The sequence below is a fragment of the Euzebya rosea genome (genome assembly GCF_003073135.1).
In the GTDB taxonomy this organism is placed as follows: domain Bacteria; phylum Actinomycetota; class Nitriliruptoria; order Euzebyales; family Euzebyaceae; genus Euzebya; species Euzebya rosea.
This window is the reverse complement of the sequence record NZ_PGDQ01000002.1, coordinates 118,781-132,302: the sequence shown is the minus strand read 5'-3', so window position 1 is coordinate 132,302 and position 13,522 is coordinate 118,781. Positions and strand designations below refer to the sequence as shown.

The 13,522-nt window shown below is 71.6% G+C and carries 13 protein-coding genes; 8 read left to right on the top strand and 5 right to left on the bottom strand.

The annotated features are described in order from the left end of the window. Positions 1-74 precede the first annotated feature (74 nt). Both CUC05_RS02275 and CUC05_RS02270 read right to left on the bottom strand, forming a co-directional pair. A complete protein-coding gene (locus CUC05_RS02275; RefSeq protein WP_108664466.1) occupies positions 75-1,265 on the bottom strand; it encodes an amino acid aminotransferase in 1,191 nt (396 codons plus the stop codon). Between the two features lie 61 nt (positions 1,266-1,326). Next, the gene (locus CUC05_RS02270) at positions 1,327-2,082 is read right to left on the bottom strand and encodes an AfsR/SARP family transcriptional regulator (RefSeq protein ID WP_108664465.1); all 756 of its coding nucleotides are present in this window, start codon (positions 2,080-2,082) and stop codon (positions 1,327-1,329) included. 66 nt (positions 2,083-2,148) lie between these two features. Here CUC05_RS02270 and CUC05_RS02265 point away from each other — a divergent pair, with 66 nt between their 5' ends. From CUC05_RS02265 to CUC05_RS02245, 5 genes are all read left to right on the top strand, one after another. After that, positions 2,149-2,301, top strand: a complete 153-nt coding sequence (locus CUC05_RS02265) for a DUF1059 domain-containing protein (RefSeq protein WP_108664464.1) — start codon at positions 2,149-2,151, stop codon at positions 2,299-2,301. A gap of 11 nt (positions 2,302-2,312) precedes the next feature. Further along, positions 2,313-2,486, top strand: a complete 174-nt coding sequence (locus CUC05_RS02260; protein ID WP_108664463.1) for a DUF1059 domain-containing protein — start codon at positions 2,313-2,315, stop codon at positions 2,484-2,486. 58 nt (positions 2,487-2,544) lie between these two features. Next, positions 2,545-4,173: a LuxR family transcriptional regulator gene (locus tag CUC05_RS02255; RefSeq protein WP_108664462.1), complete on the top strand. Its 1,629-nt coding sequence runs from the start codon at positions 2,545-2,547 to the stop codon at positions 4,171-4,173. Between the two features lie 134 nt (positions 4,174-4,307). Beyond that, a complete protein-coding gene (locus CUC05_RS02250) occupies positions 4,308-5,435 on the top strand; it encodes a class I SAM-dependent methyltransferase (RefSeq protein WP_108664608.1) in 1,128 nt (375 codons plus the stop codon). 85 nt (positions 5,436-5,520) lie between these two features. Continuing rightward, the gene (locus tag CUC05_RS02245) at positions 5,521-6,345 is read left to right on the top strand and encodes a DUF3097 family protein (protein ID WP_108664461.1); all 825 of its coding nucleotides are present in this window, start codon (positions 5,521-5,523) and stop codon (positions 6,343-6,345) included. 205 nt (positions 6,346-6,550) lie between these two features. Here the strand turns inward: CUC05_RS02245 and CUC05_RS02240 are convergent, their stop codons facing one another. Both CUC05_RS02240 and CUC05_RS02235 read right to left on the bottom strand, forming a co-directional pair. Then, entirely contained in the window at positions 6,551-7,192 is a 642-nt protein-coding gene (locus CUC05_RS02240; RefSeq protein ID WP_205712093.1) for an HPP family protein, read from the bottom strand. Between the two features lie 33 nt (positions 7,193-7,225). After that, positions 7,226-8,173: a TIGR00266 family protein gene (locus tag CUC05_RS02235; protein WP_108664606.1), complete on the bottom strand. Its 948-nt coding sequence runs from the start codon at positions 8,171-8,173 to the stop codon at positions 7,226-7,228. Positions 8,174-8,381: 208 nt separating this feature from the next. Here CUC05_RS02235 and CUC05_RS02230 point away from each other — a divergent pair, with 208 nt between their 5' ends. Next, complete coding sequence (locus CUC05_RS02230) at positions 8,382-10,034, top strand: diguanylate cyclase (protein WP_108664460.1); 1,653 nt, start codon at positions 8,382-8,384, stop codon at positions 10,032-10,034. A 9-nt stretch (positions 10,035-10,043) separates the two neighbouring features. Here CUC05_RS02230 and CUC05_RS02225 read toward each other — a convergent pair whose 3' ends face one another. Next, positions 10,044-10,733 (bottom strand): histidine phosphatase family protein, encoded by a 690-nt coding sequence (locus CUC05_RS02225; protein ID WP_108664459.1) that lies wholly within the window; start codon positions 10,731-10,733, stop codon positions 10,044-10,046. Positions 10,734-10,835: 102 nt separating this feature from the next. On the opposite strand from CUC05_RS02225, the gene CUC05_RS02220 reads away from it, so the two are divergent. Both CUC05_RS02220 and CUC05_RS02215 read left to right on the top strand, forming a co-directional pair. Further along, entirely contained in the window at positions 10,836-12,716 is a 1,881-nt protein-coding gene (locus CUC05_RS02220) for an N-acyl-D-amino-acid deacylase family protein (protein WP_108664458.1), read from the top strand. A gap of 54 nt (positions 12,717-12,770) precedes the next feature. Next, positions 12,771-13,520, top strand: a complete 750-nt coding sequence (locus tag CUC05_RS02215; protein WP_108664457.1) for a MerR family transcriptional regulator — start codon at positions 12,771-12,773, stop codon at positions 13,518-13,520. Positions 13,521-13,522: the final 2 nt, after the last annotated feature.

Below are 13,522 nucleotides of genomic sequence, written 5' to 3'. Positions count from 1 at the left end.
ATGGGGACGTTTCGTCCGCGACACCCGACCTGCGCCGGAACGCCCCGTGTCAGCGGTGCTGTGGCTGACTCGGGTCAGCGGACCGCCGCGATGCCGGCGGCGACACGTGCCACGTTCTCCTCGGTCACCCCGGCGATGTTCACACGGCTCGACGGGATGGGGTACACGCTGTGGTCGTGCTGCAGCGCAGTGACCTGCTCGGGCGAGAGGCCGAGGAAGCTGAACATGCCACGTTCGCCCGCGATGTAGTCGAAGTCGGTGGAGTCCGTTGCGACCCGGAGGTGTTCCGACAGCATCGCCCTGAGGCCGTTGATGCGTTCGCGCATCTGACCCACCTCGGCCTTCCAGTCCGCGGTGAGGACCTCGTCGTCGAGGATCTCCCCGACGATGGAAGCGCCGTGGGCCGGCGGCATGGAGTACAGCTCGCGGGCGATGTTGGCCATCTGGCTGGTCGCCGTGGACGCCCCCTCGGAGGTGGCGGTGATGGTCAGGGCGAGCCCGGTCCGTTCTCGGTACAGCCCGAAGTTCTTCGACGCCGAGTACGCGACCAGGAGCTCGGGCAGCCGGTCGGCCAGCATGCGGACCCCGTAGGCGTCGGCGTCCATGCCCTCGGCGAGGCCGTGGTAGGCGAAGTCGACGTAGGGCGTGAAGCCGCGTTCCTCGGCCAGGTCACCGATGACGTCCCACTGCTCGCGGGTCAGGTCGGCACCGCAGGGGTTGTGGCAGCAGCCGTGCAGCAGCACGACGTCGCCGGGGCCACGCTGCTTCAGCGTCTCGACCATCGCGTCGAACTCGATGACGTGGGTCTGCTTGTCGTAGTAGGGGTACTGCTGCATGTCCAGCCCGGCTGCACCCATCAGCGGGATGTGGTTGCCCCAGGTCGGTGACGGCACCCACAGCTGGGTGTTGGACTCGGCGCGAAGCAGCAGCCCGGCACCGAGCCGGAGCGCGCCGGAGCCGCCGGGCGCCTGCACCGCGCCGACCCGTCCGCCGGTCACGACGGCGTGGTCGGCGCCGAACAGCTCACGGGTGATCCCGCTGATGAAGCGGGCGTCACCGGGCGGCGACACGTACGCCTTGGTCGTCTGGTCGGCGAGCACGCGCTGCTCGGCCCGGACGACGGAGCGGAAGATCGGCGTCGTCCCGTTGTCGTCCTTGTAGACGCCCACGCCGAGGTCGACCTTCAGCGGGTTGGGGTCGTTGCGGCACGCGACGGTGGTGCCGAGGATCGGGTCGGGCGGCAGGGGCTGGAGGGCATCGAGCATCGTGGGAACAGGCTAGCCCGAACCGGCGTGCCATTCCCCGGTCCCCCGGCCCTCCGACGCGTCAGCCGGATCGATGGGTGCCCGTGCGCTCGATCAACGCCAGCGTCTGCGTGGATGGCTCCACCCCCAGCTCCTCGCGCAGGACGGCGGTGCAACGCTGGGCAGCCAGGCGGGCGCTGGCCCGGTTGCCGCTGTCGAGCTCGAGCTGGATGAGCAGGCGGTGAGCGTCCTCACGCCAACGATCGGTGCCGATCGCCGACTGCGCGGCGGTTCGCGCCAGCGCGTACTCCCCCCGCCGGCGCCACACCTCCGCCAGGACCAGCCAGGAGCGGTAGCTGCCGTCCACGAGCCGGTCCCGGACGATGTCCACCCACGGCGCGTCGAAACCCGGCAGGAACGGGCGACGGAGGATGGCCGACGCCGGTGCCGCGTCGAGCCATGCGGCCTCGAGGTCCCCACGACGAAGGGCCCCCTCCGCGCGGTCCAGGCGGCGGATCCCGTCCTCGACATCGATCCACACGCCGACGGGCAGCTCGAGCTCGTACCCGCCGTCGCGTGCACGGATGGTCGGAAGTCCGTCGGCGTCGTGGAGGGTTCGCATGGCCGTTCGGAGCCGGCTCACGAGCGGGGCGATGGACTTGGACCAACCGGGCGGCGGTGCCACGGGCCACAGTCGGTCGGCGAGGACATCGACGGCGAGCCGGTGTCGTTCCAGCACCAGCACGGCGAACGTCGCACGACCGAGCATCCCCGGCATCGAGGTCTCGTCGACGGTGCAGTCGCCGGCGGCGACGGTGATCCGTCCCGTGAGGAACACTCGCAGCAAGGTTTCTCCAACCCGTCAGCAATACCGTGTCCGTATCGTCGCGTGACAGGAACGCACATGGAAGGCCGCATCATCGAGTGCCCGTGCGGGGCCGTCCTCCGGGGCGGCACCACCGACGAGGTCGTCGCCGCGGCGCAGGCACATGCCCGCACCGTCCACGACATGGACCTCACCCGAGACCAGGCCGAGGCGATGGTGCGACCTGCCTGAAGGAGGAACCCATGAAGAAGTTCGAGTGCAACAACGTCGTCGCCGGGTGCGATGGGGTCGTCACGGGCGAGACCGAGGACGACGTCCTGCGAGAGGTCGCCGACCACGCGGCTGCGGCCCATGGCATGCACGACCTGCCCGAGACGGTCGTGGAGCAGGTTCGCTCGGGTATCACCGAGGCCTGAGCGGCTGTTTCCAACCCCGTCGTGACCGACCCGGTCGACCCGTGGGACACTCATCCACGTGTCGACAGGTTCGCCCGGCCAGCAGCTGGCGATCGCCCGGGCCGCGTTCGAGCACCATGACTGGGACTCGGCCTACCGAGCCTTCGCGCGGGCGCGATCACACGAACCGCTGCCCATCCACGACCTGGATGCGATGGGCGACGCCGCCTGGTGGCTCGGGCTGGCGCGCGAAGCCATGTCGTTGTCGGAGGAGGTGCATCGCCGCTGCGTCGAGGCGGGCGAGCGCTCCCGGGCGGCGATGGCCGCGATGGACATCGGGTTCATGGCAATCCTGCGCGGGGAGGTAGCGCTCGGATCCGGGTGGCTCGGCCGGGCACGACGCCTCCTGAACGACCTGCCGACCGCGGTCGAGCACGGGTACCTGCGCCTGATGGCCATCGAGGAGGCCTCGGACGCGGGCGACCTCGCAGCGGCGATCACCGCCGCCCGGGACGTGCACGCCCTCGGCCGGGACCACGGCGACCCGACCCTCCAGGCGCTGGCGCTGGTCCAGGAGGGCGCGAGCAAGGTGCAGCAGGGGCACATGGCCGACGGGCTGGCGCTGCTGGACGAGGCCATGGTGTCCGTCGTGGCGGGCGAGGTCCGGCCCGAGTTCGCCGGCAACATCTACTGCCGGATGATGGCCCTGTGCCACGACCTCATGGACCTTCGCCGGGCACGGGAGTGGACCACCGCAACCCAGCGATGGTGCGACACCTTCAGCAGCGCGGCGATGTTCACCGGGATCTGCCGGGTCCACCGGGCCCAGCTCCTCGTCGTCGCCGGCGACTGGGGTTCGGCGGAGGCCGAGGCTCGCCGGGTGTGCGAGGACCTCGCCGAGCTCAACGTCGCGGTCGTCGGCGAGGCCTGGTACCAGCTCGCTGAGCTGTCGCGGCTCCGTGGTGACGTCGACGTCGCCGAGGCCGGCTACCGGGAGGCGCTGGCACGTGGGCGTGACCCGCAGCCGGGGCTGGCGATGCTGTGGCTGGTCGACGGACGCCCCCGCGAGGGCCTGTTGGCGGTGACGTCGTCGCTGGAGAGCGCCGGACCGGCCCCCTTCCGGCGGGCTCGGCTCCTGGCCGCACAGGCCGACCTCGCGGTCGCGTGTGGCGACGGGGCCGTCGCGGCTGGGGCGGCCGACGACCTGGCCACGATCGCCCGGACCTGGCCGACGCCGGGTTTCGAGGCCCTGGCCGAGCAGGCCCGCGGTGCGGCGCTGCTGCTCGCTGATGATCCGGCCGGTGCCCTCCGCTGGCTGCGTGGTGCGGAGTCGCGCTGGCAGGCGATGGACGCGCCCCTGCAGACGGCGCTGATCCGGAGGTTGGCGTCGCGTGCCCGGGCGGCGCTGGGCGACGAGCGCGGGGCGCGCCTGGAGGCCGACGTGGCCATGGACGCCCTGGACCGGATGCGCTCGACATCGCCCCCCGACGGGGTGCGGCAGGCCTCGGGTGCCGGGCTGACCGCACGCGAGGTCGAGGTCCTGGCCCTGGTCGCCGAGGGCGCCACCAACCGGCAGGTCGCCGACCGCCTGGTCATCAGCGAGAAGACCGTTGCCCGCCACCTCGCCAACATCTACCTGAAGCTGGACCTGCGCACCCGCACGGCCGCTGCCGCGTGGGCCCACCGCAACGGGATCGGCGCGAGCTGAGCGACAGCGGGTCCCTGCATCGTTCGATGCACGAGCCGGTCGACAGGTCACACGATTCGACCGATGCGCGGGAGGCCCGGTGGATGCGACGGTCGGCGGTGTCCACCACGTGGCCCGACCCCAAGGAGGCAGCGATGACCACCGTCGACGCAGCGACCGCCCACACCCTCCCCGACCCCGCTCGTGTCGACCCCGCCCGTGTCGAGGCGTTCGCCGGGCGGATGATGACCGTGCTCGACGAGGCCTGCTTGGCCTTGATGGCCAGCATCGGCCATCGGGTCGGCCTCTTCGACGCCATGGCAACCCTCCCACCGGCGACGAGCGAACGGATCGCCGAGGCCACCGGCCTGCACGAGCGCTACGTCCGCGAATGGCTCGCCGCCATGACCGTCGCCCGCGTCGTCGAGCACGACCCCGCGTCGGCCTCCTACTGGCTCCCGGCCGAGCACGCGCTGTGCCTGACCCGTGACGCGGGACCGGAGAACATGGCGCACGTCATGCAGTTCGTGCCGCTGCTCGCTCGCGTCGAGAGTGACGTCGTCGAGGCGTTCCGGCACGGCGGCGGCGTGGGCTACGACGCCTATCCGACCTTCCACCAGCTGATGGCAGAGGACAGCAGGGCGGTCCACGACGCGCTGCTGCTGGACACGATCGTCCCGCTGGTCCCCGGCGCCCCCGACCGGCTCGCCGAGGGCATCGCCGTCGCCGACATCGGCTGTGGAAGCGGGCACGCCGTCAACCTGCTGGCGGCTGCGTTTCCCGCCAGCACGTTCGTGGGCTACGACTTCTCCCCCGACGCGATCGACGCGGCTCGGACCGAGGCGGCTGCGGCGGGGCTGTCCAACGCGAGGTTCGACGTGGTCGACGTCGCGCACCTGGCCGCCGAGGACGCGTTCGACCTCGTGACCGCCTTCGACGCCATCCACGACCAGGCCCACCCGGCCGCCGTGCTGGAGAACGTCGCGCGGGCGCTGCGGCCGGGTGGGACGTTCCTGATGGTCGACACGAGGGCATCCAGCCACGTGCACGAGAACGTCGACCTCGCGGCCCCCGTGTTCCTGTACACCGTGTCGTGCCTGCACTGCATGGCGGTGTCCCTGTCGCAGGGGGGCGTCGGCCTCGGTGCGGCGTGGGGCGAGCAAGTCGCGATGGCGATGCTCACCGACGCGGGGTTCGTGGACTGCCGGGTCGAGGCCGTCGAGGGCGACTGGTTCAACAGCTACTACGTGGCCCGGACGCCGGCATCCGTCCCGACCGGGTAGCAGGAACCGGTCAGGCAGGTCGGGGCGGCGGCGCCGCGGGAGGGTTCGCCTCGACCGGGCAGGTCCCCACCTACCGTGTTGGGCCATGAACCGCCGCCCCCGCTACGTCGCCGACGTCCTGGCCGTCCCGTCCAAGAAGCGCCCGCCGCCCCGGGAGGTCAGCCTGCGGCTGGGCATCCGCCTGACCGACCGTTCCACCCGGTTCACCGGCCGGGTCGTGGAGGTCGACGGGAGGATCATCACCCTGGAGGCCGACGACGACGGCGGTCGCCGCGCGTTTCCCTTCGAGGCCGACCGCTTCGCCCAGGACGGCAAGCCCGTGCGGGTGACCCGCGGGGGTGTGGCGATCACCCGACCCGCGACGCTGACCTCGGCGAGCGGGGCGGTCGTGGCCAAGGCGATCACGCCGAAGGTGGCGCGGGCGTCACGCATCTGGGTGGAGGGGACCCACGACGCCCAGCTGCTGGAGAAGGTCTGGGGCGACGAGCTGCGCGAGCTCGCGATCGTCGTCGAGCCGCTGCACGGTGCCGACGACCTCGCCGCCGCCGTGCGCACGTTCTCCCCCGGTCCGACTCGACGGCTCGGCGTGCTGCTGGACCACCTCGTGAGCGGGTCCAAGGAGTCGCGGATCGCCGCGGAGGTGCGTGACCCCAACGTGCTGATCACCGGGCACCCGTTCGTCGACGTGTGGGCCGGGGTGCGGCCGAAGGTCCTCGGGCTGAGGGCATGGCCGACGGTCCCCAAGGGGCAACCGTGGAAGGAGGGCATCGCCGCCGCCCTCGGCGTGGCCGACCACCGCGACGTGTGGCGGCGGGCGTTGGGGGGCGTGCAGTCCTTCGCCGACCTCGAGGCCCCGCTCATCGGGGCCGTCGAGCAGCTGCTGGACTTCCTGACCGAGCACGACGGGTAGGCGACGTCGGAGCCCTTCGACCCCCGGTCGAGGGCAGGAATGTGACGGCAGCGTCGCGTCCGCGTAAAAAAATGGTGCGCGGGGGGGTCGTCCTGTCGTACAACACTGGGCAACGAACGTGTTCCACAGGGCGGAGCACGACAGGGGCCGCACCGGCGACGGAGCGGCCCCTTCGTCTGTCCCCGTCCGGGCGCCGCAGGTCGTCTCAGCCGGACAGGCCGCCGGGCCGGACCGAGATCGGCTCGCGGCGGGGTGCCCACACGGGTACGGGCACACCGGCGAGCCGGTTGATGATCCACCCCTGCGCCGCCAGCAGGACGACCGCCAGCATCAGCACGGCAAGCTCCTCCGGGTGGGGCAGGACCCCGAGTGAGACGATCAGGGTGGTCGCGGCGGCCGGCGGGTGCGGCAGCCGCAACCACACCATCAACGCGGAGGTGAGGGCGAGGGACACCGCGGCTGCGCCGACCCGGCCGGGGGTCGCGCCCATGGCGTCGGCCGCCGCCACGTCCTGCAGCCCGAAGACGACCAGCGACCCCCATCCCGCCAGGACGCCGATGCCGTGCCCGATGATCGTGTTGCGCGGCGCCGCGGCGCCGCCCAGGGGGTCGCTGAACAGCAGGTAGGCCGTGGGGCCCAGCGACGGGAAGACCAGCGGCACGCCCGTCACCAGCGCGGCGGCGGTCATGACGGCGATCGACACCAGGCCGTTGACGAGCGCGTAGAGGCCGAGGACGGGCACGGCCCCGAACCGTCGCTGCAGCGGCTCGAGCGCCAGGCCCTCCAGCGGCTGGACGCTGGTCGGCGGAGGGGCCGGGGCGAAGGGATGCGGGGCCGGTTCGGTCACCTGCCCATCATCCCCCCACCGCGGTGCGTTCGCTCAGCCGAAGTTGATGTTGAAGCCCGACTGGTCCCCGCCGCTGCCGCCGGTCCCGACCGAACGCGCCACACGGCTGGCCAGCCGCTCGAACGGCAGCGACTGCAGCCACACCCGGCCGGTGCCGCTGAGGGTGGCCAGGAACAATCCCTCGCCGCCGAAGAACGACGACTTCAGGTTGCCGGCACGCTCGATGTTGTAGGCGATCGTCGACTCCATCGCGACGATGCAGCCCGTGTCGATGCGGAGCGTGGAGTTGTTCAGCGTGCGTTCCACGACGGTACCGCCAGCGTGGATGAACACGTTCCCGTCACCCTGCAGGTCCTGCAGGATGAACCCCTCACCCCCGAGCAGGCCCGCGCCGAGCTTGCGGTTGAACGCCACCCCGATCCGGGTCCCGTAGGCGGCGGCCAGGAACCCGTCCTTCTGCACGATCAGCCGACCGCCGACGTCCTCGAGGTCGACCGCCAGGACCGACCCCGGGTAGGGAGCGGCGAAGGCCACCCGGGCCTTGCCCGATCCGTGGTTGGTGAAGTGGGTCAGGAAGATGCTCTCGCCGGACACCGCACGCTTGGCGGCCCCGCCGAGCTTCTTGAACAGCCCCTGGTCGGGTTCGGAGCCGTCCCCCATCTTCACCTCGAAGCTGATGCCGTCCTCGATGTACATCATGGCGCCGGCCTCGCCGATGACGGTCTCGCCCGGGTCCAGCTCGACCTCGACGAACTGCATGTCGTCGCCGAAGATCTCGTAGTCGACCTCGTGGCTGCCCTGCACGGCCTGACGGGTCCCGAACTGGCCGCCCACGCCCGGAGCGGGCGTCGCCGCCTGTGGCGGGTGCCCCTGTGCCTGCCCGATGGGCTGGGCGTCGGAGGCCCACTGCTGGCCGTCCCAGTAGCGGTGGGTGCCTGGAGGATCGCCCTCGGCCTGGTACCAGCCCGGTGCGGTCGACATGGTCGTGCCTTTCCCTCGGTGTCGCCCCACGGCGGGCGCGCGGGGTCAGCGCCGAGAACGTACTCCCGGTCGATGTCGCGTGCTGGCTCGAGTCGTGGCCGGGCCTGCCGATGGGCCGGGCGTGGACACGACAGACACGCGCGCGACGCCCACTTCCGCTTCCCCGCCGGCCGTTGACCACTCGACCAGCACGCTCCCACGTGTCGACGTGGTCACCGTCGGGCTGTTGATCGTGGCCGCGCTCGTCGGCAGCATCGCGGTCGAGGCGTTCCGCGGGACCGGCGCGGTCATGGCACACATCGACCACCTGCGTGACCGGGACGTCGCGCTCCTCGAGACCATGCACGCCCTCCAGCTCCGGGACCTCGAGACCGAACGGCTGGTCAGCCGCTACCTGACCCAGCCCGACGCCGACCACGCGCAGCTGCTGGCCGGGATCGTCAGCCTGCTGGGCGAGTCCCGTGACGACCGACAGCGGCTGTCGGACCTTGCCCAAGTCGACGAGGGGGACGCCGTCGAGGCCGTGTCGGCCGCCGGCTCGCGCGTGACCGAGGTGTACAGCGATGTCCTTCGACTGGCGGGCGAGGGCAGCCCCGGCGAGGCCGTGCTGGTCTTCGCCGACGACGGCAGGACCGCGATGGAGGCCTACCGGGGCCTCCTCGACGATCTCGTGACCGCGCAGGAGGCCGAGGTGGACGCCCAGTTCGACGGGGTCCGCCAGGAGACCGACCTCGCGCGGCTCATGGTGGCCGGTGTCCTCTCCGCCGTCATCCTGCTCCTGGCGCTCGTGGGGCGGGTGAACGGTCGGCAGCGACGACAGTCCCACCAACGATCCGTCGAACGCGATGCGTTCTCCGCGGACCAGGCCATGCAGGGGCGGATGCACAGCGCCTTCGAGATGTCGTTGACCGAGGACGCGGCGCTGGCGACGGCCAGGGACGCCGTCCGTCAGGAGCTCCCGGGCTGGCGGGCGGAGCTGCTGATGGCGGACTCCTCCGTCGCCCACCTGTACCGGGCCACCACCACCCACCCCGACGACGCCGAACCCTCCTGTGCCGTGGCCACCCCCATGGACTGCCCGGCCATACGCCGCGGCACCGCGCTGTCCTTCGACGATGCCGACGCCTACGACGCCTGCCCGCAGCTGCGCGGTCGTGACCTCTCGGGCGGGACGGCGGTCTGCAGCCCGGTGAAGGTCATGGGCAAGGCCGTCGGGATCCTCCACACGATCGCCCCCACCCGACCCGACACGGACCACCTGCGTCGTGTCGAGGCGATCGTGCAGACCTCCGGGGACCGCGTCGGTGTGCTGCGCGCGTTCGAGACCACCCGCACGCAGGCCGAACGCGACCCCCTGACCGGCCTGCTGAACCGCCGGAGCCTGGAGGACGCCGTCGGCGAGCTCGCCGCTCGCGAGGTGCCCTACAGCGTCGCATTCTGCGACCTCGACCGGTTCAAGCGGATCAACGACACCCACGGCCATGCGGCTGGCGACCGGGCCCTGCGCCAGTTCGGGCGGGTGCTGGGGTCGACGTTCCGACCCGACGACCTGATCGGCCGGTGGGGCGGCGAGGAGTTCGTCGTCGTCCTGGCCGAGACCTCACCGGAGGAGGCCGCCGACGCCGTCGAGCGCGTTCGGGCCAGCCTGGCCATGACGCTGCTCACGGGCGACACGCCGTCCTTCACCGTATCGGCCGGGATCACCGGACCGGCCGACAGCTTCGAGACCGCTGTCGCCAACGCCGACCGCGCGTTGCTCGAGGCCAAGCGCTCGGGACGCGACCGGGTCGTCCTCCACGACGAATGGTCGCCCGAGGGCACCGATGACGGCGGGGCGACGACGCCGGCCAGCGTCGACTGAGTGCCTCCGTCAGGTCAGCGGCTGGACCGGCTTGTCGAGGTCGGTGGCGAGGTGACCCGTGTCGTTGAACCGCCGGATGATCCAGCGGTCCTCGGTGACGACGATGTGGTTGATGGAGCCGTTCTCGGCCCCCACGAACGCGAACGGGTGGCTGCCGCACGCCAGGTGCATGACCATGCCGATGATCCCACCGTGCACGAACGCGACGACGCGCTGATCGGGATGGGCCTCGGCGATACGGGTGATCCCGGCACGGACGCGGGCGGCGAACTCCTCCCGTGGTTCGGCGCCGGGGATGACACCCCAGTCGCCCTTCTCGAACATCTCCCTGGCCGTGGGGTGCTGCTCACGGGCACGGATGCGCAGCAGGCCGCCCTCCCACTCCCCCAGGAACACCTCGCGGAGGTCCGCCTCGACGCGGGGTTCGATGCCGAGCTCGGCGGCCAGCGGCGCCGCGGTCTGGTGGGTGCGCTGCAGCGTCGTCACGTAGACGGCGGAGATCTCCTCACCCTTCAGCCGCTCGGCGACGCGCCGGGCCTCGTCCTGCCCCTGCTCGGCCAGCGGCGGGTCGGCATGGCCGCCGACGGTCGCGAACGGCTGGCCCTCGACGGCCGGCGCGGACTCGCCGTGGCGGACCAGCAGCAGGTCACACGCACCGGGGGCGGGCTGGAAGCGGTACTGGCGAACGGGTTCCGACATCGGTGGCAGGCTAGCTGCACCGGATGACCGCCACCGGTCGGGCGATGGAACGACGGATGGCCCCTTGACGCCATAAGTGGAGAAACACTATTGTTTCGCCTCATGCGCGACACCACCTGGGACATCCTGATCACCGGCGGCCTGGTCTTCGACGGCCACGGCCGCATGCCGACGACCGAGGACGTGGCGATCGCGGACGGGCGCATCGTCGCGCGTGGCCGTGACCTGGACGCCAGCCTGGCCGAGCGCGTCGTGGACGCCGCCGGCAGGTGGGTCACGCCGGGACTGCTGGACATCCACACCCACTACGACCTCGAGGTCGAGCTGGCGCCGGGCCTGCCCGAGGCGGCACGGCACGGCACCACCACCGTGGTGATGTCCAACTGCTCCCTCGGCACGACCTTCGGTGCCCAGCAGCGCGACAACGGTGACTACGTCGAGAACCCGATCGTGGACTGCTTCGCGCGGGTCGAGAACATCCCCAAGCCCGTCCTGCAGCGGGCGGTCGACGCGATCGACTGGTCGACCACGGGCGAGTACCTGGAGCACCTCGACCGCCAGCCGCTCGGCGCCAACGTCGTCCCCCAGGTTCCCCACTCGATGCTGCGTGCGGAGGTCATGGGCCTGCGCGACTCCGTCAGCCGCGACCCCTCCCACGACGAGATCGTGCGCATGGCCCAGCTGCTGAACCGGGCCATGAAGGAGGGGTACGCCGGGTTCTCCACCGACGCCCTGCCGTTCCACTACCTGGCCAACGACCCCAACAGGAAGACGAAGATCCCCTCGCAGTGGACCACCCGCGAGGAGCTGAAGACCCTCACCCATGTCGTGCGGCACCACGACCGGGTGTGGCAGGGCACCCCGCCGAAGGACTCGCCCGTCGACACCGTGAAGACGTTCGGGCTGACGTCCGGCACGTTGTTCGGGTCGCCGCTGCGGACCACCATCGTCGCGGCCATGGACATCGGCACCGACCGGACGGTCCTGCCGCTGTCGAAGGTCCTCATGCGGGCCTTCAACTCCCGCCTGCTCAACGGCAACTTCCGGATGCAGGCCCTGGCTGCGGAGTTCAAGGTCTGGGCCGACGGTCCGCTGACCCCGCTGTTCGAGGAGATCCCCGAGCTGCGTGAGCTCAACGAACCCGACCTCGAGGACCGTGACGCCCGCATGGCGATCCTCGACGACCCCGACTGGCAGGCCCGCTTCCGCGCCATGTGGATGGCCGGCAAGGACGGCAAGGGGCTGCCGGGGCTGCTGAAGAAGCTGCGGTACGAGCCATACGCGGTGCCGCGCGACATGGCCAAGCTGGTCATCGACGGCACCCGACCGGTCCCGGCGTGGGACGGCCTGACCTTCGCGGCGCTGCAGGAGCGTGTGCACACCTTCCAGGCCGGCCGGCTGGACTGCGACACCGACGAGGCCGCCGAGCTGCGCCGGTTCCCGGCCGATCCCGACGACGCCGACACGTTCGTGCACCTCCTGCGGACCTACGACCTGGACCTTCGCTGGTACGCCGTGACGGCCAACACCGACCGGGCGAAGGCCCGCGAGGCGTTGTTCGATCGCCACACGCTGCCCGGGTTCAACGACTCCGGCGCGCACCTGACCAACATGGCCTTCTACGACGCCAACCTGCGGGGCCTGCAGTGGGCCGCCGAGGACGGGCTGTCCCAGGTGTCCCGGCACGTCATGCGCCTCACCAAGGAGCCGGCGGACTTCTGGCAGGTCGACGCCGGCACCCTCGACGTGGGCGCGGTCGCCGACGTGGTCGTCATCGACCCCGACCGCCTGGCCGCCTGGAACCCCGACGAGACGATCGAGGTCATCTACCGCGAGGACCTCGACAACGACGTCATGGTCAACCGCCCCGAGGGCATCGTCACCACGACGGTGCTCGGCGGGACGGTGGTGTGGGACGGCGTCGACATCGCCCCGGAGGTCGGCAAGGTCCGGCTGGGCCGCACCCTCCTCGCGACGCGCTGACCGACCGGCCCGCCCTGCGAACACGACAGCGCGCGGTGATGCACCATTGGGGGCATGGGACGCGGCGACAGCATGACGATCGACGACCTGGCGGCAACGACCGGGGTGTCGAGCCGCAGCATCCGCTACTACCAGACCCGCGGCCTGCTGCCCCCGCCCCGGGTCAAGGGGCGCCAGGGGTTCTACGGGCAGAAGCACGTCGAGCGGCTGAACCTGATCACCGAGCTGGCCGAGGAGGGCCTCAACCTCCAGGCCATCGGCTGGCTGATCGGCGGGGCCAGCCGCGTGGACTCCGAGGAGCTGCGCCGGCTGAAGCGTGCGGTGCTCGACGGCTGGGTCAGCGACGAACCGGTCGCGATCTCCGCCAAGGACCTCGCCAAGGCGTTGGCCGGCGGCACGTGGGACGAGGGGACCGCGGCCCGGGCGGCCGAGCTGGGGCTGCTGGAGGAGATGGAGGACGGTGAGCAGTGGAAGATCCTGCTGCCGAGCGTCCTCGCCGCCGGCGGTGAGCTCGCCGACATGGGGTTGCCGCCCGAGCGCATGCTCGATGTCCTGGAGACCATCCGCGAGCACGTGACGCCCATCGCCGCGGCATACGTGCAGGTCTTCGACGAGGCCGTGCTGGCCCCGTGGGACGCCCGTGGTCGGCCCGAGGGCGAGTGGACCGCCATCCGCGAGGCGGTCGATCGCATCCGACCGCTCGCGGGCGAGGCCCTGCTGGCGGTCTTCCGTCAGGTGATGACCGACGTCATCACCGACCTGATGGCCGGCACGGACGAGGACGGGTCGGGCGACACGACCTGAGG

What these genes read in the sequence shown, in the direction of transcription:
- CUC05_RS02225 (WP_108664459.1), bottom strand. Translation starts at nt 10,733, where the DNA reads ATGTCGGAACCCGTTCGCCAGTACCGCTTCCAGCCCGCCCCCGGTGCG.
- CUC05_RS02235 (WP_108664606.1), bottom strand. Translation starts at nt 8,173, where the DNA reads ATGTCGACCGCACCGGGCTGGTACCAGGCCGAGGGCGATCCTCCAGGC.
- CUC05_RS02250 (WP_108664608.1), top strand. Translation starts at nt 4,308, where the DNA reads ATGACCACCGTCGACGCAGCGACCGCCCACACCCTCCCCGACCCCGCT.
- CUC05_RS02215 (WP_108664457.1), top strand. Translation starts at nt 12,771, where the DNA reads ATGGGACGCGGCGACAGCATGACGATCGACGACCTGGCGGCAACGACC.
- CUC05_RS02220 (WP_108664458.1), top strand. Translation starts at nt 10,836, where the DNA reads ATGCGCGACACCACCTGGGACATCCTGATCACCGGCGGCCTGGTCTTC.
- CUC05_RS02275 (WP_108664466.1), bottom strand. Translation starts at nt 1,265, where the DNA reads ATGCTCGATGCCCTCCAGCCCCTGCCGCCCGACCCGATCCTCGGCACC.
- CUC05_RS02245 (WP_108664461.1), top strand. Translation starts at nt 5,521, where the DNA reads ATGAACCGCCGCCCCCGCTACGTCGCCGACGTCCTGGCCGTCCCGTCC.
- CUC05_RS02265 (WP_108664464.1), top strand. Translation starts at nt 2,149, where the DNA reads ATGGAAGGCCGCATCATCGAGTGCCCGTGCGGGGCCGTCCTCCGGGGC.
- CUC05_RS02260 (WP_108664463.1), top strand. Translation starts at nt 2,313, where the DNA reads ATGAAGAAGTTCGAGTGCAACAACGTCGTCGCCGGGTGCGATGGGGTC.